Genomic DNA, 20804 nt, shown 5'->3' on the forward strand with positions numbered 1-20804 from the left:
AATCTCAATTCGAAATCTTAACAACTCAATCAAGTGCCTGATTTATCAGAAGTTTTATTTAACATCACCGCCGATGGATGTGCATTCTACAGCATTCACAAACCAACACAACCCCTTTTTTTAATTATTTTTCATTTTTTCTATCACTTGCTTATTTATTCCTCTAAAACAGCATTTTTTCTTTAAAAATCTGCTTTTTTGCATAAAAACACAGCAATAAAAAAACCAATACCCCCATCATATATTCGCTAAAACAAGTAAAACGGCCTCTTGTATGCCCCTAGCATTGTTATAAATACAATTTAATAGAGATACGGCGATTAAAATCTATATAAGGAGATAGATCAGTTTTATTATTAAATAGAAGCATCCAACAATTCCCGATAAATAGATCAATGTTCTGCCCCAACTCAAACAATTAGACTCGCTAAAACCAACACTATAAAACTCACTCTATAAAACCAACTCTATAAAATGGGTTCTATAAAACCAAGCTTTAGTTGTATTTGGATGTATGTCTATATAGATCAAGTACAATCTATGGATCCTTACCACCATTAAAGACTATCTTAAAGCGGATTAGGGCTGGCGCCTTGCTCTAAATAAGCCAGAATCATCAAAGTTAATTCTTTTTTGAGCTGCTGTTCTGAAATTAGAAAATTATTATGACTGACATAACGCATCATTGTAAAAAGCGTACTATTGATAATCACAAAGGATTTATTTTTAAGTACTTCAAAACTCCAATGATTAAAAAAACGGCTAAATACATACAATCCCACTTCATAGAAATGCTTTTCTAGCACTTTTGCTGCTTCTGAATTGTTATAACCATGCCAATGTTTCAACACTTCAATAAAAAAACCACCATCAGCTTTCATCATGTCAAAACCGAATTGAATACTAAGTGGAATAATTTCTTCTAAGCTCAATCCTTCTTGGCTAATCGCAATGTGTTTCAGTGCAAGTCCCAACTGCTCACTTTTACGACTTAAAAGCTCCTGAATAATTTCTTCTTTGTTGCCAAAATACTGATAGATAGAACCAACACTGACACCTGATTTTTCTGAAATTTTGGGTGTGGTGACATTGATTAAGCCATATTCAGCAACACATAATTGAGTTGCTTCCAAGATACTATCTACGACATTTCGAGCACGTTGTTGTTGTGGTTGTTTTCTCATCTTGCGGTTTACTCCAAAATGCGAATTGAATGCGAATAATTATTCATATTAGAGTTTGACTAAACAATAATCAGGTCATGCTCAAAATGCAAACATTAATTAAGCCACAACGCCTTGCCTCATTTGAGACCATGGCACAAACAAATATGAAGTCTAAGCTTTTTTATTATTTTACAGACCAGCAGCTACAACCCAGTTATGACGAATATCTTTCACTCAATCGTGCCTTACAGACTGGTGATATCGCGATGGATAAAGTTATGGATTGGGTAATGACTAATCCAAGACAAAATAGAAAACTTTTTGAAACAGCCCTGTATCAAGGTTTGGATAAACTTCCCAATGATATCTCTGAATTAAGTGATTTTTTTAAAATGGTTGAACAAGCGCCGACTTGGCTTGATCCAGCTAAAATTGAAACGGCAATCAAATTTACCCATCGCTTAGGGACAAATGGCACTTTTATTTTACGCGATGTGGCTTTAATGACGGGTTATCAATACCCAGGTTTTAATCAACCGTTAATTATGACGGGTGCTTTACATAAATATGCGGGGAAACGCTTAGCTGAAACCCACAAATGGTGGCTTGATGTCAATCAACAAGATAGTTTCTCTCGTTTTAATAATGGTTTTACTTCAACCATTTATGTGCGTTTTATTCATTCGCTGGTACGGCATCAACTCAATAAATCCAAAGACTGGGATAACGATATTTGGGGAGCGCCGATCAATCAATATGATCAAGCCATGACCAATATCGCATTTAGTGCGGTGTTACTTCTCGGTGTCAGAGCCATTGGTATTTTTCCAAGCAAAATCGAATCAGAAGCCATCATGCATTTTTGGAAATATACAGGCTGGTTAATGGGAGTAGATGAAAAATGGCTAGTCAGCAAAGAGTCTGACGCATGGAAACTACTGCAATGGATGAATTATGCCCACCCCAAGGCCGATGAAAGTAGCAAAGCTTTAGCCATCAGCTTATCCAAAGAGCCTTTTGAACGACACTACAAACACTTCAATTCCTTTTTGCAAAAAAAGGCCTATCAAAATCATTTGGATATTACTCAGTTTTTTATTGGGCAACGTAAAATGAAAAACCTAGGACTCAAGCCACGTACTTTGGCTTGGTATCCGCTTTATTTAATTGCAAAAAACACCCTGCTCTACCGTGGTGCTAAACATATCGACAAACTGGATCAATATTTGCAACAGAATGGTCGTGCAGAACAAGAATATGCACTCAAACTTTATCAAAATGCGGGGAAACAGTTAGCGAGTATGCATCAGTAAGATCTATCCAGCAAACGCACTTTATCATCAAATAGAAACACTCGAAAAAACAAGGGGAAGCCAATTGGCCTCCCCTTGTTTCACATTACATGACTTCGCGTCACATTACCCATTCATCAATGAGAATGTGTTGCTTCAGAAGCCGAATGATCCATGTTTGGCATACTTTCATGACTCATCTTAGACATATCATGTTGCTGAGCTGCATTCTGTTTTTGGCTTGGCATATAGTCAGGCTCGTTGGTAATCGCCAAATAGAAGATTCCCATAAAAATACAGCTTAAAATAATTGCGATTATCAGCAATTTCCATCCCCAAAACGATTTTTCAGGTGACAACTTATTACTGTCATTACTCATAGAACATCCTCATATTTCTGTAAAAATTCAGTTTTAAATCAATTAAAATTTCATGCTAATACGAGCCCAATAATTACGCCCTGTATTATTAAATTGTTGAGTACCGACTTGACCATCCGCACCTACACCCAATTTGTTTAAATGCTCGGTATAGGTTTTATCTAAGACATTGTCGACACCAACAGCAAGATTTAGATCTTTTTGAATGTTATATGACGCATTCAATGCCAAGGTGGTAAAGCTTTTACTTTCACCAGTGTCGTAACCGACAATATTACCTTGATTTAAGCTAATACGATCTTGTTTCGCCACTGCACGCCATAATAAACCTAAAGAATATTTATCTTGAACATAACGTAAATTCAAACGACCTTCTAAAGGCGCAATTTGTGGCAATGGTTTATGTGTATCAGTATTTTCGCCCCATGCATACATTGCACTTAAATCCGCTTGAATCGCATCAGTAAATTGATAACCGATCCCCGCTTCAGCACCCGCGATAGTTGCATCGACATTTTTTGCCCCAGCACTGAATGAAGAACCGTGATCATGCCCACCCATTCCAGCTTTTGGATGATTATGATAACTCAATAAAATAAAGTCATTAATCAGCCCTGCATATGCTGATGTCCATACACTCAATGCATCATGTTGGTATTGATAACCGAGATCCAACTGTAAAGTTTTTTCAGTATTTAGATCATTAAACGTCGGTTTAGACATACCAGTATTACCATGTGCAGTACTGAATAGCTCCCAATAATCTGGAACCCGTTCCACATAACCTAAACCAATATAAGATTTGGCATTATGTTCAGGATATTGATTTTCTAAACGAATAAATGCACTTGGCAAAGTTTCTTTACGTTGATCATTCAGTTTTAATGCATCAATTTTAACTTGATCAATTCGTGCACCTGTCACCAATTTATAAGCATCATTGAATCGATAGGTCATTTCTCCGAAAGCACCATAAGATTGGAAGCGCATATCCTCTCTAAATGCAACATTCATGGATGGCATGGTGGGTGATGACATACTGCCACCATGTTTGTTCAGCTGAGAATCCACCCCAGTAATTAAACTGAGCTTATCCCATTCACTGGTCATAGCTAAACGACTATTTAAAGTACGGCGTGTCACCTGCATTGCCATTGGATTCGACACCATTTGATGTGTATTCATATCATGTGTCATTGGTGGAGTACGTAAACTAAAGTTATCCATAATATGGTCGTTATAACTATAGTCCACTTGCCCTTCGAGTTTTTTAATCACAGGGCTTAAATTCTTCTTTTCAACACGTAAGCCTAAGCTTTCACGTACAAATTGAGAACCATCCATGGTTCGGCCTGCGTATTCAGCCTCACCATCGGCTTTACCACCTGTCAGTTCAACCCACGTATCTTCATCGGGTGTCCAGCCTAAGGCTAAATCAGTATTCCAACGTTCCCAAGAAGAAGGTACTTTGTTGCCATCACCATCCTCATAGCTGTTTGACTCAGAACGATTGGCATTGATACGCATATACTTTTTACTGTCACCTACAACAGCTTCAATATTGTGATCCAAACGTCCAAAAGAACCAGCTAAAACACTGGCTTGACCTTGATAATTTTTATCATCTGTTAAGGTTGGTTTTTGACGTTCAAAAATCACCGTGGCTGCTGAACCAGTATTGGCATATTGGACTGTCTGAGGCCCTTTTACCACCGAAATACGGTCAAAACTTTCAGGTTGAATATACGACGTAGGTGCATCCATGCGTGCAGGACATGCACCTAGATTTTCGGTACCATCTGTTAAAATTTTAATCCGTGAACCAAACATGCCGCGGAATGTGACATCTCCATTGGTTCCACCGCTTTTAATCGAATTAAAGCCTGCAATACTTTGCAAATAATCAGCACCATCTGTGGCAGGTACAGGTTGAATCGGCTGTTTTGGATCAGCATGAATAATCAAACCATTGGCATCATTATTTAACTGTGCTGTAACCACGATTGGAGCAAGTTGAGCTGCATGTTCCTGATCGTGTGCAAACGTCACTGTAGAATAACAAGCAACACAAACCGCAGCCGCTAAAGGCTGTAAAAAGAATTGAGGTTGAGCCATTTTCTTTCTCTTAAATCATAAATTAAACAAGGCTGGAGTCAATGAAGACCCTAAAAATTAAGTTTTTGATTTATGCGAAAAGTGGCGGGGCTCGCCCTTGAGGAAGTAAAAATAAACGTTGCAATACAAAATAGACATGTCGAAATGCTTTTTGAAATGCAACCAGTCGCACTTGAATACGATCTAATATTTCTTTGACTTCAAGTTCAGGAGGTAAAACCAAATTGCCATAGACTGTACAGTATTGGCACTGGTGACCCGCATCATGATGATGTGAACTTGGTTGCTCTGGCGCTGCATGCTCAGCATGGGCCACTAGATGGTCATGACTGGCAGCTTCATGTGTAGAAGATGCAGAATGATGTTGATGATGGGTGCTATGTTGATGCTTTTCGTAGAAATGACTTTGTACTAAAGCTTGAGTAATAGTTTCACAGACCGGCGCAATTTGATATTGCTTCGGTAGCAAAGGCTGTAAAAATACAGCAATCTGTAAAAAAACTGCGGTAAAACCGAGCAGTAAACCTATTCTCAACAAAACGTTCGTCTCAACATTTTTCGAGCCAGAGTATAACAAAGCCCAAACAAAATTGGGCTTTGTATTGCAGGAAAATTTTAAAAGTTTTTAAAATTCAACTGACTCAGATCAACGTTTTGCTGGAACTTTTTGCTTTTCACGCTGACGAACCACTTTTTCCACTTTTTCACGCGCACGTTGACGCTTTAAAGGGGATAAGTAATCCACAAATAATTTACCGTTTAAGTGATCCATTTCATGTTGAATACATACCGCCAATAGATCATCCGCTTCGACTTCAAAAGCTTGACCTTCAAGGTTAATTGCTTCAATTTTAACTCGTGACGGACGCTCAACTTTATCGTATATTTGAGGAACAGAAAGACAGCCTTCCTCATAAGATAAGGTTTCTTCTGTAAGCGGTGTTATTTTGGGGTTAATGAACACCATAGGTTGGTCTTTGTCTTCAGACAGATCCATTACGATAAGCTGAATATGCTGATCGACCTGTGTAGCAGCCAGACCAATACCTGGCGCTTCATACATGGTTTCAAACATGTCTGCTGCTAACTGGCGAATTTCATCAGTTACCACATCGACAGGTTTTGCAATGGTGCGTAAACGGGGATCAGGAAAACTTAAAATAGGTAATAAGGCCATACTGTACCCTCTGTTGCTATGCCATTGATCTTAAAACTAAATGAAGAATATGCTTCATTAAAAAAATGTGTGTAATATGCGTATTATAACGCATATAGAGACATAATTTTAGGAATTATGATAATGAAAAAGGTTTTAACTGGCATAACGAACTTTCATGCCAAGGGGTTCAAGAAACAATTACTTGCTGTGACACTATGTTTAAGTGCAGGATTCACTTACATGGAAATCACACACGCAAGTCCAAACACCAATCCACCTGCACTGAAATCCAGCGCACCCAATGTCTATGTGGTGAAACGTGGTGATACGTTATGGGATATTGCGGGGAAATTTTTAAGCAAGCCTTGGCGCTGGCCTGAAATCTGGGCAAGCAATAAGCATGTTAAAAATCCACATTGGATTTATCCTGGCGATAAATTATTGTTGTGTACTCTAGATGGTCGCCCACTGATTGGTGTAGATGAAGGTGATGGTTGTGATGGAATTATCCGTCGTCATCAAGGTGGGACATCTTTACGCCCTCAAATACGCGTTGAATCCTTAAATAATGCGATTTCAGTGATTCCATTATCAGATATTCAACCGTGGTTAGAACACAGTATTGTAGTCAATCCTGAATCTTTACAGAACATTCCTTATACCATCGGTGCTGCTGATAATCGTGTGATTACGGGTGCAGGACAAACCGTTTATGCGCGTGGAAATGGCTTAGTCGTGGGTCAACGTTATGGGATCTATCGTGAAGGCAAACCTTATACTTTCCTCAATGCTGAAGGCAAAAAGTTTAATGCGGGCATGGAATTAACTGAGGTTGCTTCTGCAACTGCGGCGGCTGGTGAAAATGATGTAACCACTCTTGAGTTAACCAAAAGTTATAATGCTGAAGTGCGTAAGGGCGATTATGTCCTGCCAAGCTATGATGCCGAATTACCAAGTTTGTTCTATCCAACCACCACCAATGAAGTCACCAGTGGCGGTAAAGTGGTTCGTGTACAAGGTTCAATTGGTACAGCAGCGCAATATAGTGTAGTCACCATTGACCGTGGGAGCTTACAAGGTGCTAAACCTGGACAGGTCTTTAGTATTTACCAACAAGGTGAAACAGTCCGTGACCCAAAAACCAAAGAGTCGGTGAAGCTACCAAGTCAAAAAATTGGTACACTGATGATCTTTAAGAGTTTTGATCACCTCAGCTATGCCTATATTTTGGAAAGTAATTTACCTATTAAAATGGGTGCTGAAATTAAACCGCCTGCAATTGCAGACAATTAAGTTTTTCATGATGTGATTTAAATATGTTGAAGCAAATATCCAATGACCAATATGATGCCATCAGACTTTGGTATTTGGTTCAACATTCGCTCAGCGCTTTTCGTAAATTAGAAACACATTTTGGTTCTATCGTAAAAGCACTGCAACCTGAAAATTTAAACCGCTGGTCTGAAGCTAAAATTCATAAAAACCATCTTGAAAGAGCCAAGGAATTTCTCACTGCGCTTGGGCAATCCAAATTTCAAGTTTGCTTCGATAAAATTCAACATCATACTGATTTTATTCTTTTAGATACTGATCCTCATTACCCTCAACAACTTTTGCCTTATCATGATCATCCCCCTATTCTGTTTGGTAAAGGTTCATTCCAAAATCTAAGTCAACCACAAATCGCCATAGTAGGTAGTCGAAAGGCAAGTCCTCATGGAAAACAAGTGGCTTATGATTTTGCTTACTATCTGAGTGAAAAAGGCTTTTTTATTACCAGTGGTTTAGCGTTGGGAATTGATGAAGCTGCACACATAGGTGGACTAAAACATCATCGAACTATTGCCGTGATCGGTACAGGCTTAGATCTGGTTTATCCGAGCCAAAATAGACAGTTACAAGAGCAAATTTTGCAACATGCAGGAACAATCCTAACTGAATACTTACCAGAAACTCAGCCTATTCAACGAAACTTTCCTTATCGTAATCGAATCGTGAGTGGTTTAAGCTTAGGTGTTGTTGTCGCAGAAGCCCAACTCGGCAGTGGTTCACTGATTACGGCGCAAGCCGCCGCCGAACAAGGCAAAGTGATTTTTGCAATTCCTGGGCATATTTATGGAGAACATCATCAAGGATGTCATCAACTCATTCGTGAAGGTGCTATTCTGGTCGACCATCCAGAACAGATTGTTGAAGATCTAGCACTTCCAACCCAATGGCACTGCGCACAACAACCTGAATCCCAATCCCCAATGCCACAAATTCCTGAGCATTTATTTAACCTATATCAGTTGCTGGATTGGATTGGACAAGATTTAGATACCCTCGCTCAAAGTTCAAATTTAAAAATAGCACAACTCACAAGCGATCTCATGGAATTAGAACTTCTGGGTCACTGTATTCAACAATCTGGGCTGTACTTACGTTGCCGAGTCAGTTATTAAGGTTCACAATAGTAGTTTATTCTACGAAATGGCAAGGTAAACATAGATGATTACAACCTCAGTTGCTGAAGCTGCACAAATTCTTCAACAAGGTAAAGTCTTGGCTTATCCAACAGAGGCAGTATGGGGGTTAGGCTGTGATCCTTTCAATGAACAGGCTTTTTTAGAAATTTTAAGGCTTAAACAACGCCCTATAGAGAAAGGTGTCATTTTATTGGCAGGACAACTCTCACAAGTTGAGCATCTATTGACAGAAATTGACCCTATTATTCGTGAACAAATCATTCAATCATGGACACAACGCTCTAGAGCAGAACGTGCAACAACTTGGCTACTTCCAGCTGATGATAAAATTCCACAATGGATTAAAGGCAAGCATGCTCAGGTCGCAGTTCGTGTAACCAATCATCCTTTGTGTATTGCCTTATGTAATGCCTTTAATGGTTTTATTGTGTCGACCAGTGCAAATTCGGCAGGTTTGGAACCTGCAAGGTCTTTACAACAAGCCAGTCAATATTTTGGTTCTGAATTGAATTATTTAAATGGTGATCTTGGTTTAAGTGGCGAGCCAAGTAAAATAATCGATGCATGCACTGCACAAGTGATTCGCGCTTAAACACTTTAAAATATCACTCAATCATGAGTTTAAATATTGCCAATAAAAAAGCAAAAAAAACTCAGCCACATATAGGGTTGGCTGAGTATAAAAAAGGATGCGTTAAACACATCCAGAGGGTATGAAAAATTCAGTGTAGAACAATTTAATTAAGAAATTCTTAATTCGCTACGATGAAAATATTATCCTATAATTTTTTTTTGAATACAAATATATTCTTCTGAGCAATATCTGTTCATTTTAGTGAATTGCAAATAACGTCAATTTCAATAATAAAACTAAGTGTTTAAATTTGTTTTATTATTTGCATTTTCAATAGATAAATCACTAATTAAAAAACAAATTTTGCTCAGATTTAATACTTAAAAAGCGTAAAAAATAAGTTTTTAAATGAACATTTTTCACTCAAAATACTTTGAATTTTAACTCAATAATGTACTTTTTTTGACACTAAGTGACTTTTTTTGTGCCAATGCTATTCCTACTAAAATAACAATACCACCAATCGTATGCGACATCGTCCAAGCCTCATGCAACCAAAAGTAGGCAATGATTGCAGTAAATACTGGCATTAAATTCATAAAAATGCTGGTTCGATTTGGACCTAGATATTGTACAGCCATCATCCACAATAAAGGTGCAACAAGAGAAGGTAATATACCTGCATATAAAACGCTGGCAACATTACCTTGGTTAATCGCATCAATCCCATAATAAACTACAAACGGTAAATGGTAGACTAAGGTCAATGCAATTTGCACATAGAGACTCAGCAGTAATGGGACTTTCAATTGCCATTTTTTTAGAAAGACTCCATAAAAAGCATAAAAGAACACGGCCAAGACCATGATCAAATCACCAGAGTGCCCTGCCAATTGAGTCAAGTTGCTAAAATCCCCTCGGCCAATCACATATAACAAACCGAGAAAGGACAAGATACTGCCGACTACAGCAAAGCGATTGGGAATTTCACGTAAAATAAGAATCGAAACAAAAATGGTAAATACCGGAATAAAGGCGTTGATAATGCCCATATTGGTTGCTGTGGTGTAATGCGCTGCACTATATGCTAAACCTTGATACAAAAACATACCAAAAGCACTCAGCACCACAAATTGCATAAAATGTTGTTTAACCAAATGACGTTGCTTCCACACTTGGGGCAACATAAATGGAGTCAAAATAATAAATGCCACTAACCAGCGATAAAAGCTAATACTGACAGGCGAAATATAATCCGAAACATAACGTGTCACTGCAATATTCATTGACCAAATCAATACTGCAATAATCGGTAAACTGATTGCCCACCACATGGGTTTTGAATTGCTATACATAATCTTGACTATCGAATAGGATCTGGAAATAATTATCGATGAAGTCGGAATAAATTTAAATATGGCATTTCAGACATCTATAGGGCTTTTCAGACAAATGCTATTTTATTCGTTTTAAACTTAGAATAATTCCCAAGTTTTGATTGCCAAAATCACTACACTTTGTAACTGTTCAGTACTCACCCCATCACGGGCTTGCATGGTTAAACCTTGAATCACCGTTGAATAATAATCTGTCATCGCCTGAATATTGGCGTGGGGATTTAAATCACCTTCTTTGACACCCTGTTGCAAACGTTGATAAATATTTTCTTTGACTTGTTGTCTTTTCAGCAAGAGATCATGCTGAATGGGTGCATGTTCTTGTGAACAATTCATGGTTGCGGTAACCAACATACAACCCGTCGGTTTATTCTGTTGAACCAGTTTTTTAAGGTTTTCATACAAATAAATTTCAATGGCGATTTTTGCCGTTTTGGCTTGTTGAAAAATCACCTCCAAAGGGCATGCCTCATGCTTTAAGTAGTATTCTAAACAGGCATGAAACAACTGTGATTTATCACCAAAACTACTATAGATACTGGGCGCAGTAAGATTTAAGGCTTTGGTTAAGTCGCTCATCGATGTGGATTCATAGCCATATTCCCAGAACAACAACATAGCTTTTTGTAGCGCTTGTTGTTCATCAAAACATTTAGGACGACCACGCCCACGCTTAGGTGCTTGTTTTTCAGCGACTAAAGCATGTTTTTCAGAATCAGCCATAACTTTCACATATATTTTTATAACGAACACTATTAAATTAATTGACAACACAAAATTAATCAAATATTTTATTTTTATAACGATCGTTAATGAATTAAAAAACACCTCCATATACTTTCGCTTTACAGCAGGAATATATTTTCATGAATATGATGCAATCAGAAGTTTCAGAACCACAGTCGTCTGAGATTCCCCCCAGTAGCCAAGGGAGCTGGTTGGCGCTATTAACCGTTGCAATTACCGCTTTTGCTTTGGTCACCAGCGAGTTTCTCCCGATTGGGGTACTCAACAATATTTCCAGTGATTTACAAGTATCTGTTGGTACAGCAGGTTTGATGATCACCCTCCCAGGAATTATGGCCGCCATAGCAGCACCACTACTTCCCGTTCTAGTCAAAAATTTAGATCGGCGTTACTTACTTCTAGCACTGTCTGCAACGATGGTGTTTGCCAATGCCATCACTGCAATTGCATCAACTTTTGAGATTTTACTGCTGAGCCGTTTTATTCTTGGATTTGCGATTGGTGGATTCTGGGCGACTGCAATTGCCTTAAGTGGTCGTTTAGCGCCAACCCATTTACCTATTGCTAAAGCAACAGCAACAGTCATGGCTGGTGTGACTTTAGCTACTGTTCTTGGTGTACCGATTGGGACATGGTTAAGTGACGCATATGGCTGGCGAACATCATTTGGAATTACTTCCGCCATCGGCTTCGTTGTTTTACTGTTGGGAATTAAATTTATCCCGAGCTTAAAACCTGAATCCGCCATTCATTTTAAAGACTTACCCGCATTGCTAAGAATCAGTAAAGCCAGACAAGGTTTGATTATTATTTTGTTGATTGGTTTAGCTCATTTTTCATCATATAGCTATCTAACCCCATTCTTTAAAAATTCAGCAGGCTTTGACAGCGCTACCATCAGTTCTCTACTGTTATTATTTGGTATCGCAGGTATCTTTGGTAATGCTTTTGCTGGCTATAGCGGTAATTTGAATGTGCGTTATACCTTTGCATTCGTTGCCATCTGTTTTGCGGTTGTATTCTTTGGCTTTCCTTTATTTGCCATACATACATCAGGCGCATTTGTTCTTACAGCGCTTTGGGGTTTTGCATTTGGCGCATTTCCAACCACTGCCAATATTTGGATGTTTTTACATGCCCCACAAGCTGTAGAAAAAGGCATGCCGTTATTTGTCGGTTTCTTCCAAGTTATGATTGCAACAGGTGCATTAATCGGTGGCTATGTTGTTGACCATTTTAATGCCAACATTTTATTGTATAGTGTATTGAGTTTTATTCTTTTGGCCTTTATTTCAATCTTCACGCTGAGTCGTGGATTAAATAATCCCAAAGCTGAAAACAATGCCATCCAATGTGAGAGTTAAGTCTTTTCAACTATGTATTCAGCGCTGATTTCTGTAGAAGAATTTTTCTACCAAAAGCATGATGTGGTTACACCCCATTCAAATTTGTGGGGTGATTTTAATTTGAGTCTAAATGGGACTCTAGAACTCAACGTCGCAGAACAAACCTATCTATCTCCTCCAAGTTATGGTTTATGGATTCCACCGCAAACCGAACATTGTTGTACTGCTGTGGATGATCAACTGACGCATTATATCTGTATCCGTATTCATCCCCGGCTTTGTCAAAGTTTGTCCCAAAGCACGAAGACTTTAAGTATTCGCCCTTTTTTACGCCATACTATTGAAGAGGTTTTAGAACAGCAGAAACAAGGGATTCCATCCTCTCCCTATTATCAACACTTATTAGAACTGTTGCTGGATCAAATCCAAAATAGTGTGTGTTATGAGCATTATTTACCGCAGACCAACCATCCAACACTCAAGCCCATTCTTGAGCATTTGTCAGATACAACACGCTTTCCCCAAAGCCTTCAGGAAATTCTCGATACTTTCCAAATTACTGAACGGCACGCTCTTAGACTTAGCCAAGAGCACCTTAAACTTTCGCTGTCTGAATGGCGTAATCGCGCCAAGATTATTTATGCAATTTCATTGATCCAACAAGGCATCTCAATTAAAAAAATTAGCTTAGATCTCGGCTATCAACACACGTCCAGCTTCATTGAGTTTTTTAAACGTTATACCCATCAAACCCCAGCACAAATGCGAAATCTTTAAGATTAGGACATTTTTCAAACAATCTATTTCCACTTTATTGATAAGTTTATATACAAAAATACTATGGAAAATTGCCTTAAAATTGTGCATTTTGCATCTTATGCTCTAGATTAAGCATATAACTTTTTGAATTTGTATATATTACCGTCAAATTCATAAGAATTTTAAATAATGAAGGGTTCGAATAAATGAAAAAATTACTACTAGCTACACTATGTGCTTCAGCGTTTGCTTTAACTGCATGTGATAAAAAACCAGCTGATTCAGCTTCAGGAACTGAGAGCAAACCTGCTGCAGCTGCGGTTTCCTTAAGTACCAACAATACTGCTGATATCAAAAGCGATTTAACTGCACTTCAAACAATGTCTACAGCGAAAGCTAAAGAAGCTTTGAACTTCCAAACAGAAGTGATGCAAGCTGCACAAAAGGGTGATAAAGATGCACTGAAAGGTGTTGTCGATAAAATGAAAACTTATGTGGACGGTTTCAACAAAGATCTTGATGGTTTAGCACTTAAAAGTACTGAAGTTGCATCTGTACGTGACAAAATGAAAGAGTCAAATAACCTAGGCGTTGAAATGTCTGAAGCTGGTTTAGCGACTTCACCAGATCCACAAAAAATCATGGAACTACAAAAGAAAGGTACTGAGTTACAACAAAGCCTGTTAACTGAAATGCAAGCACTTCAAGCCAAAGCAAACGCTGCACCATAATCGATTAAATTTGATACAGTTTTTAAAAGCAGATCGTATGATCTGCTTTTTTATTACACTTATATACAAATGTAACTTGCTGAAATCTTGGAATATCGCTAAAACATTAGACATATTTCTAATCACTGTCTTTTGATTTTTAAGGATACCCCTATGAGCAATTCCGTTTATGACATCCCAGTCAATACCATCAAAGGTGAAGCGACGACCTTGAATCAATATCAAGGTAAAGTTCTTTTAATCGTTAACGTTGCATCTAAATGTGGCCTTACTCCACAATATGAAGGTTTAGAAAAACTATATACTGAAAAGAAAGATCAAGGTTTAGAAATCCTCGGCTTTCCTGCAAATAACTTTCTTGCACAAGAGCCAGGAACAAATGATGAAATCGAGCAATTTTGCTCTTTAACGTACAATGTCGACTTCCCACTTTTTGCTAAAATTTCAGTTGCAGGTGATGATAAGCATCCACTTTATGACAGCTTAATTCATGCAATCCCTGAGCGTATTGGTGAAGGCCCTTGGTGGAAAGACTTAGTCGATTATGGCCTAACACCAAACCCAAAACCTGAAGTCCTTTGGAACTTTGAAAAATTCTTAATCGGTAAAAATGGCGAAATCGTGGCACGTTTTGCACCAGATATCACTGCTGATGATCCACGAATTACATCTGCGATTGAAGCTGAATTAGCAAAATAGATCGAGCATTAAAAGCACTATGCTTTAAATAAATTTATATGTTTTGCAGTTTTGATCGAAAATTTTATATTTTCGATCAAAACTCCCTCTAGCTTTATTCACAATTTTTAAATTTCAACAACCTTCAATGGCGTGCTAAAAATGCACTCTTTTTTTGCTTTTGTTTGAGTAAAAATGAATCTCTAAAGTTACAGACTGTATGCCCTTTGCAACAATCCTCAATCTCTACACTTTTGCAAATTATAGTCAATTCTTAACAGATTAAATTACTTTTGGACAACGATGAAAAAGCTTTTACAAGGTGCGGCTTTGCCTTTTGTTATTTTTATTTCAGGCATGTTACTGCTAGGCTGCAATCAAGCAGCTGAACAATCACGGCAACAAGATGACGCTCAAGCGATTGAATCTGCGCAAATAAGTGAAAATACATCCGACTCAAACAATAATAATCAATCAATAGCAAAAACTACTGAAGATTTAAAACAAGGCAATATGTTTTATATCGCACGTGATGTTGCCAACGTACAGCTGAAAACTGGTGACTATGTTGAAAAATTACAGCAAAGCCAAGCTAACTTACAACAAGCGATACAATCGCAAAATCAAGCTGAGCTGCAACAATCTGTCAAAACATTGACTCGTGAACTACAAGGCTTTAACACAGCATTGATTTCATTAGATTTAAAAAGCCAAGAGATTGATGGTATCCGCCAACAAGTGCTACAGGCCAATAAGCAAGTGCTTAACTCAGCACTGTTAAACGGTGATTTAGACATTTCAAAAGTTGATTTTAAGAAAATCGAACAACAAATGAATACCATCCAATTAGATATGCTTAAACTCGCAGGTATGATAATCCCTAGATCAAATACAGAACAAGCCTCTGAGCAGAGTTAATTAGATTTGAACAGACTAGTCTTAGCTTGGCTTTGCGACATTACATGATGGGTCTAGTCCTAGCGCGCGTTTAGCATCTAACTTAAAACGAGCTTGAGCAGACTTATAACTTGTGGGCAAAAATAGCGTTAAACGGGTTTTATTCTTTCCAATCGATTCCACCAAGGTCTTTGATAAATACGCCCCACCCTCTGTACGGGTAAACAAGGTTCCCATTTCTAAATCTCTTTCTAGTCGATTATCCGTAAATACAAAATCTTTTTCGCCAGTAAACGCAACACATTGCCCATAGGCCATTTTCAAATTTTTAAATGCCACAACATAATCGATATCTAATTCGGTTTCTAAACCATTTCCCACTGAATTTGCCACCAAACTTGCTTCAGTGGGTGCATTAGGTTTAGTGACAAATTGACTTTGACATGCTGAAACAGCACTCAGTAGAAGTACAGAAAATAAATACTGACATTGAACTAATTTTTTCATTTTAAGTTTATTGGTTTTCTACAACAATGAATGGATTGTAGCAAAGTTCATGAACATGATTTAATAGCCGATTAACCGTATTTTTGTAGTGTTTCATGCAACTGATTTTATTCACAGGCGTACAAGCTTCGGGTAAATCTACTTTTTATCAACAGTATTTTTACCATACACATCTACGTATCAATCTCGATATGCTAAAAACACGCCATCGCGAAAAGATACTGTTTGAAGCTGCTATAGCCTCTAAAACCAAAATCTTGATAGATAACACCAACATAAGTAAAGCCGATCGAGCCCGTTATATTCAACTTGCCAAAACTGCTGGCTTCAAGGTCATTTCATATTATTTTGAAACGGATTTAGACAGTACTTTACAGCGTAATGCACAACGTGAGGGAAAAGCCAATATTGCTGAAAAAGGCGTTAAAGCCACCTTTTATAAATTAGAAGTCCCGAATCGTTCAGAAGGGTTTGATGCGCTGTTTAAAGTAAACATAATAGAAAATAATGGCTTTTCAATTACTGTCATAACTGAATAAAAAATTTAATCTTGAGCCAACCGCCATGTCTTAAATGCGGTTTGCATCTGTTGTTGTATTTCTCTAGGTACTTTCCGAGCTGCTAAATTGGAAAAATCTCCACGATAGGTTTCAGCCACAATTGAATTTGCCAAGTCTTCGATCACAATTCGACCTTTGTTGTGATACGCCAGAATTTCTACTTCGATTAAATAAATATCCCAACATGAAACAACAGAACTCATATCTACAGCAATACTGAGATAGTAGTCATCTTGCGTTTGATAAAGTTCCCAAAAGTGCGCTTGTTGTTCGATGAGGTGCATTGTCTTCTATATCTCCTTTTTTATTGTTTAGATTATGCTAAAACTAGTCAGTGATGAAATATAACTTTAGCATGAGAATAACGAAGAAGTTTAACCATGAGATTTGATGATCTAGATACACGATTACGTGTTTATGAAACAGCTTATGATTTCTGTGTACCGCCAGAACAATATATCGTTGTGCGTTTGGATGGACGTGGCTTTACCAAACTCACCAAAGATATTTGGAAATTTGAAGCGCCCTTTGACCTCCGTTTTAGGGACTTGATGGTCGAAACAACAGCTCACTTAATGCAATGTGGCTTTAATATTATTTATGGCTATACACAAAGCGATGAAATCTCCTTACTGTTTCATTTAAAAGATGATAGCTTTAATCGTAAAACACGAAAAATCATTTCTATTTTAGCCGCAGAAGCCAGTGCAAAGTTCAGTGTGTTACATGATGAGATAGCAACTTTTGATGCTCGAATTTGTATACTGCCCAATGCAAAAGCTGTTGAAGATTATTTTCGTTGGCGTCACGAAGATGCTCATCGCAACGCACTCAATGCACATTGCTATTGGATGTTGCGCAAGGAAGGAGAAAATATAAAAAATGCAACCGACCAAGTAAAAGGATTATCTCGCCAAGAGAAGCATGATTTACTCTTTAGCCGTGACATTAACTTCAATGAATTGCCATCATGGCAAAAGCGTGGCACAGGTTTATATTGGACAGAAATTGAAAAAAGTGGTTTTAATCCGAAAACTAAACAGTCGACAGTATCAACTCGTCGACACATTTTTAAAAACTATGAATTAACTTTAGGTGAAGATTATAGTCAATTTATACAAACACAATTTTTATTGGATACTCCCCAAGGATAAGTTTCTAGCATGATGAGTTGTTAAAAATTTGAACCATCCATAAATTAATCGCATAAAAAAACCACCCTCGCGGGTGGTTTTTCAATCTTAAACTGCGTCTTATAGCGCGCGGTTTTTGATTTTGCGGATGGTTTCCAACTGAGCAGCAGTTTCTGCAAGAGCAGCCAAAGCAGCAGCAGAGTCCAAATCGCTTTTTTGATTTGCAAGCAATTGTTCAGCATTTTTACGTGCTTCAAGAATTGCAGCTTCATCTAAGTTGTCAGCACGAACTGCAGTATCTGCAAGCACAGTAACAACATGCGGTTGAACTTCTAGAACACCACCAGATACATAGATTAACTCTTCTGTACCGTTTTCAAGCAGAACGCGAATTGCGCCCGGCTTGAGTAAGGTGACTAACGGAGCGTGACCAGGCATGATACCCAATTCACCGCCAGCACCTTTTGCGATAAGCATTGTCACAGTGCCTGAGTACAAAGACTCATTAACACTTACAACATCACATTGCATAGTCGACATGTGAATCTCCTAAATTAGAGTTGCTAATTAAAGCTTCTCGGCTTTAGCGATCACTTCGTCAATACCACCAACCATATAGAACGCTTGTTCTGGGATGTGATCGTATTCACCAGCTAGAAGACCTTTAAAGCCACGAATTGTTTCTTTAAGTGGTACAAGTTTACCAGGAGCACCAGTAAACACTTCAGCTACGTGGAACGGTTGAGAGAAGAAACGTTGGATTTTACGCGCACGGTAAACAATCAACTTATCTTCTTCTGCTAACTCGTCCATACCCAAGATTGCGATGATGTCTTTAAGCTCTTTATAACGTTGCAATACGTTCTGTACAGAACGTGCAATTTCATAATGCTCAGCACCAACAACAAGTGGATCTAACTGACGTGAAGTAGAGTCAAGTGGGTCGATCGCTGGGTAAATACCAGAAGATGCGATGTCACGGCTCAATACTACAGTTGCATCTAAGTGAGCAAATGTAGTTGCAGGCGATGGATCTGTTAAGTCATCGGCAGGTACATATACCGCTTGGATAGATGTAATCGAACCAGACTTAGTCGATGTAATACGTTCTTGAAGAACACCCATCTCTTCTGCAAGCGTCGGTTGGTAACCTACTGCAGATGGCATACGACCTAAAAGAGCAGATACTTCAGTACCAGCCAATGTGTAACGGTAAATGTTGTCAACGAACAACAATACGTCACGGCCTTTACCGTTTTCATCTTTCTCATCACGGAAGTATTCAGCCATGGTCAAACCAGTTAACGCTACGCGTAAACGGTTACCTGGTGGCTCATTCATCTGACCGTAGACCATTGCTACTTTGTCAAGAACGTTAGAATCTTTCATCTCGTGGTAAAAGTCATTACCTTCACGAGTACGCTCACCAACACCAGCAAACACAGATAAACCTGAGTGAGCTTTCGCGATGTTGTTGATCAATTCCATCATGTTTACAGTTTTACCAACACCGGCACCACCGAATAAACCAACTTTACCACCTTTAGCAAACGGGCAAAGTAAGTCAATGACTTTAATACCAGTTTCTAAAAGGTCAGTAGAAGCAGCTTGTTCAGCATAAGAAGGTGCTTGACGGTGAATCGGCAAACGCGCTTCAGTCGCAACTGGACCAGCTTCGTCGATTGGGCGACCAAGAACGTCCATGATACGACCTAAACATGCAGTACCTACAGGTACAGAAATAGGTGCACCAGTATTAGATACGTTTAGACCACGTTTAAGACCTTCTGTAGATCCCATTGCGATGGTACGAACTACACCATCACCAAGTTGTTGCTGAACTTCTAAAGTAGTTTCAGTACCGTCAACTTGGAGAGCGTCATAGATCTTAGGAACGCTATTGCGTTCAAACTCGACGTCGATAACCGCGCCGATGATCTGAATGATACGACCGCTACTCATTGCTGTCTCCTCAATTCAAAATAATGTTAAACGGCAGCGGCACCACCAACGATCTCAGAAATTTCCTGAGTAATCGCGGCTTGACGCAGCTTGTTATAAATGAGTTGTAGGCTCTTGATAAGATCACCTGCGTTGTCAGTTGCAGCTTTCATTGCAACCATACGAGCAGACTGCTCACATGCGATGTTTTCAATCACACCTTGATAAACCATAGACTCAATGTAACGAACCAATAAACCATTTAAAAGCTCTTCAGCTTCTGGTTCATATAGATAATCCCAACCATATTGGCGGTTAAGATCCTCGTCCGTATCAGCCGCAGCTAAAGGAACAAGTTGTTCGATTTTTTGGTTTTGAGTCATGGCATTGACAAAGCCGTTTGACACAAGATAAATACGATCTAACTCGCCTTTATCAAATGCATCTAACATCACCTGTACAGAACCAGTTAACTGTTCAAGACTTGGAGCATCACCTACTTGCGTAGTTGCGCCAAGTACTTTACCGCCGTAGTTTTTAAAAAACGAAACCGCTTTTTGACCAATTAAAGCAAATTGAACTTCAATTGACTGCTCTTGTTGCTGTTGTACGTGTTTTACGACTTTTTTGAACAAGTTAATGTTCAAACCACCAGCAAGACCACGATCTGAAGAAACAATGATATAGCCAACGCGTTTTACAGGGCGTTCAACCATATAGCGATGTTTGTATTCAGGATTCGCTTGGACCAAATGAGCAATTACACGGTGCATATTTTCGGCATACGGACGGCCCTGAGCCATGCGCTCTTGCGCACGACGCATCTTAGAAGCTGCTACCATTTGCATCGCGCGAGTAATCTTTTGCGTGCTCTTGATACTAGCTACTTTGGCGCGAATTTCTTTTAAATTTGCCATACGCTTAACCTAGTATTCGAAAGCCCTTTCGAGCTTC

23 protein-coding genes are annotated in these 20804 nt (G+C 38.6%); 11 read left to right on the top strand and 12 right to left on the bottom strand.

What is annotated here, in order from left to right; all coding sequences use genetic code 11:
* Positions 1-569: 569 nt before the first annotated feature.
* Positions 570-1184, bottom strand: a complete 615-nt coding sequence (locus tag ACG9ZL_RS11250) for a TetR/AcrR family transcriptional regulator (RefSeq protein WP_336953742.1) — start codon at positions 1182-1184, stop codon at positions 570-572.
* 86 nt (positions 1185-1270) lie between these two features.
* Here ACG9ZL_RS11250 and ACG9ZL_RS11255 point away from each other — a divergent pair, with 86 nt between their 5' ends.
* Positions 1271-2479 (top strand): oxygenase MpaB family protein, encoded by a 1209-nt coding sequence (locus ACG9ZL_RS11255; protein ID WP_419360038.1) that lies wholly within the window; start codon positions 1271-1273, stop codon positions 2477-2479.
* 116 nt (positions 2480-2595) lie between these two features.
* Here ACG9ZL_RS11255 and ACG9ZL_RS11260 read toward each other — a convergent pair whose 3' ends face one another.
* The 4 genes from ACG9ZL_RS11260 to def form a co-directional block, all read right to left on the bottom strand.
* Positions 2596-2838, bottom strand: a complete 243-nt coding sequence (locus tag ACG9ZL_RS11260; RefSeq protein ID WP_056518382.1) for a hypothetical protein — start codon at positions 2836-2838, stop codon at positions 2596-2598.
* A gap of 42 nt (positions 2839-2880) precedes the next feature.
* The gene (locus tag ACG9ZL_RS11265; protein WP_419360040.1) at positions 2881-4953 is read right to left on the bottom strand and encodes a TonB-dependent copper receptor; all 2073 of its coding nucleotides are present in this window, start codon (positions 4951-4953) and stop codon (positions 2881-2883) included.
* Positions 4954-5023: 70 nt separating this feature from the next.
* Complete coding sequence (locus ACG9ZL_RS11270; protein ID WP_419360042.1) at positions 5024-5530, bottom strand: DUF2946 family protein; 507 nt, start codon at positions 5528-5530, stop codon at positions 5024-5026.
* 69 nt (positions 5531-5599) lie between these two features.
* A complete protein-coding gene (gene def, locus ACG9ZL_RS11275) occupies positions 5600-6130 on the bottom strand; it encodes a peptide deformylase (protein WP_004723400.1) in 531 nt (176 codons plus the stop codon).
* A 123-nt stretch (positions 6131-6253) separates the two neighbouring features.
* Between def and ACG9ZL_RS11280 the strand changes: the two genes are divergently transcribed.
* Genes ACG9ZL_RS11280 through tsaC form a run of 3 tightly spaced genes read left to right on the top strand, consistent with a single transcriptional unit; the run spans position 6254 to position 9172 of the window.
* Positions 6254-7405: a LysM peptidoglycan-binding domain-containing protein gene (locus tag ACG9ZL_RS11280; RefSeq protein WP_419360044.1), complete on the top strand. Its 1152-nt coding sequence runs from the start codon at positions 6254-6256 to the stop codon at positions 7403-7405.
* Positions 7406-7428: 23 nt separating this feature from the next.
* Positions 7429-8556: a DNA-processing protein DprA gene (dprA, locus tag ACG9ZL_RS11285; RefSeq protein ID WP_419360045.1), complete on the top strand. Its 1128-nt coding sequence runs from the start codon at positions 7429-7431 to the stop codon at positions 8554-8556.
* A 46-nt stretch (positions 8557-8602) separates the two neighbouring features.
* Positions 8603-9172 carry an L-threonylcarbamoyladenylate synthase type 1 TsaC gene (gene tsaC, locus ACG9ZL_RS11290; protein ID WP_336953747.1) on the top strand — a complete coding sequence of 190 codons (570 nt, stop codon included), beginning with the start codon at positions 8603-8605 and terminating at the stop codon, positions 9170-9172.
* A 422-nt stretch (positions 9173-9594) separates the two neighbouring features.
* Here the strand turns inward: tsaC and ACG9ZL_RS11295 are convergent, their stop codons facing one another.
* A complete protein-coding gene (locus ACG9ZL_RS11295) occupies positions 9595-10488 on the bottom strand; it encodes a DMT family transporter (protein WP_336953857.1) in 894 nt (297 codons plus the stop codon).
* A 141-nt stretch (positions 10489-10629) separates the two neighbouring features.
* Entirely contained in the window at positions 10630-11274 is a 645-nt protein-coding gene (locus ACG9ZL_RS11300; RefSeq protein WP_336953748.1) for a TetR/AcrR family transcriptional regulator, read from the bottom strand.
* A gap of 149 nt (positions 11275-11423) precedes the next feature.
* Between ACG9ZL_RS11300 and ACG9ZL_RS11305 the strand changes: the two genes are divergently transcribed.
* The 5 genes from ACG9ZL_RS11305 (at position 11424) to ACG9ZL_RS11325 (ending at position 15730) form a co-directional block, all read left to right on the top strand.
* On the top strand, positions 11424-12662 hold the full coding sequence (locus ACG9ZL_RS11305; protein WP_336953858.1) for an MFS transporter: 1239 nt from the start codon (positions 11424-11426) through the stop codon (positions 12660-12662).
* A gap of 12 nt (positions 12663-12674) precedes the next feature.
* Positions 12675-13421, top strand: a complete 747-nt coding sequence (locus ACG9ZL_RS11310; protein ID WP_336953749.1) for a helix-turn-helix domain-containing protein — start codon at positions 12675-12677, stop codon at positions 13419-13421.
* Between the two features lie 188 nt (positions 13422-13609).
* The gene (locus ACG9ZL_RS11315) at positions 13610-14134 is read left to right on the top strand and encodes a PM1805 family lipoprotein (protein ID WP_004823717.1); all 525 of its coding nucleotides are present in this window, start codon (positions 13610-13612) and stop codon (positions 14132-14134) included.
* Between the two features lie 153 nt (positions 14135-14287).
* Positions 14288-14833 (top strand): glutathione peroxidase, encoded by a 546-nt coding sequence (locus tag ACG9ZL_RS11320; RefSeq protein WP_004723411.1) that lies wholly within the window; start codon positions 14288-14290, stop codon positions 14831-14833.
* 282 nt (positions 14834-15115) lie between these two features.
* The gene (locus ACG9ZL_RS11325) at positions 15116-15730 is read left to right on the top strand and encodes a PM1805 family lipoprotein (RefSeq protein ID WP_419360047.1); all 615 of its coding nucleotides are present in this window, start codon (positions 15116-15118) and stop codon (positions 15728-15730) included.
* A 21-nt stretch (positions 15731-15751) separates the two neighbouring features.
* Here the strand turns inward: ACG9ZL_RS11325 and ACG9ZL_RS11330 are convergent, their stop codons facing one another.
* Positions 15752-16216 (bottom strand): hypothetical protein, encoded by a 465-nt coding sequence (locus tag ACG9ZL_RS11330; protein WP_336953752.1) that lies wholly within the window; start codon positions 16214-16216, stop codon positions 15752-15754.
* Positions 16217-16311: 95 nt separating this feature from the next.
* Between ACG9ZL_RS11330 and ACG9ZL_RS11335 the strand changes: the two genes are divergently transcribed.
* Positions 16312-16755, top strand: a complete 444-nt coding sequence (locus ACG9ZL_RS11335; RefSeq protein ID WP_419360049.1) for an AAA family ATPase — start codon at positions 16312-16314, stop codon at positions 16753-16755.
* Between the two features lie 5 nt (positions 16756-16760).
* On the opposite strand, the gene ACG9ZL_RS11340 is transcribed toward ACG9ZL_RS11335, so the two are convergent.
* The gene (locus ACG9ZL_RS11340) at positions 16761-17060 is read right to left on the bottom strand and encodes a hypothetical protein (protein ID WP_336953754.1); all 300 of its coding nucleotides are present in this window, start codon (positions 17058-17060) and stop codon (positions 16761-16763) included.
* Positions 17061-17156: 96 nt separating this feature from the next.
* On the opposite strand from ACG9ZL_RS11340, the gene ACG9ZL_RS11345 reads away from it, so the two are divergent.
* The gene (locus ACG9ZL_RS11345; RefSeq protein WP_419328308.1) at positions 17157-17930 is read left to right on the top strand and encodes a tRNA(His) guanylyltransferase Thg1 family protein; all 774 of its coding nucleotides are present in this window, start codon (positions 17157-17159) and stop codon (positions 17928-17930) included.
* A 99-nt stretch (positions 17931-18029) separates the two neighbouring features.
* Here the strand turns inward: ACG9ZL_RS11345 and ACG9ZL_RS11350 are convergent, their stop codons facing one another.
* From ACG9ZL_RS11350 to atpG, 3 genes are read right to left on the bottom strand one after another with little or no spacing between them, the layout of a single operon-like run.
* Positions 18030-18449 (bottom strand): F0F1 ATP synthase subunit epsilon, encoded by a 420-nt coding sequence (locus ACG9ZL_RS11350; protein ID WP_056518359.1) that lies wholly within the window; start codon positions 18447-18449, stop codon positions 18030-18032.
* Positions 18450-18476: 27 nt separating this feature from the next.
* Positions 18477-19871 (bottom strand): F0F1 ATP synthase subunit beta, encoded by a 1395-nt coding sequence (gene atpD, locus ACG9ZL_RS11355; protein ID WP_004723420.1) that lies wholly within the window; start codon positions 19869-19871, stop codon positions 18477-18479.
* A gap of 26 nt (positions 19872-19897) precedes the next feature.
* Entirely contained in the window at positions 19898-20767 is an 870-nt protein-coding gene (gene atpG / locus ACG9ZL_RS11360; protein ID WP_004723421.1) for a F0F1 ATP synthase subunit gamma, read from the bottom strand.
* Positions 20768-20804 lie beyond the last annotated feature (37 nt).

Origin of the sequence: Acinetobacter legionensis (assembly GCF_048551735.1) — a bacterium.
GTDB lineage: Bacteria > Pseudomonadota > Gammaproteobacteria > Pseudomonadales > Moraxellaceae > Acinetobacter.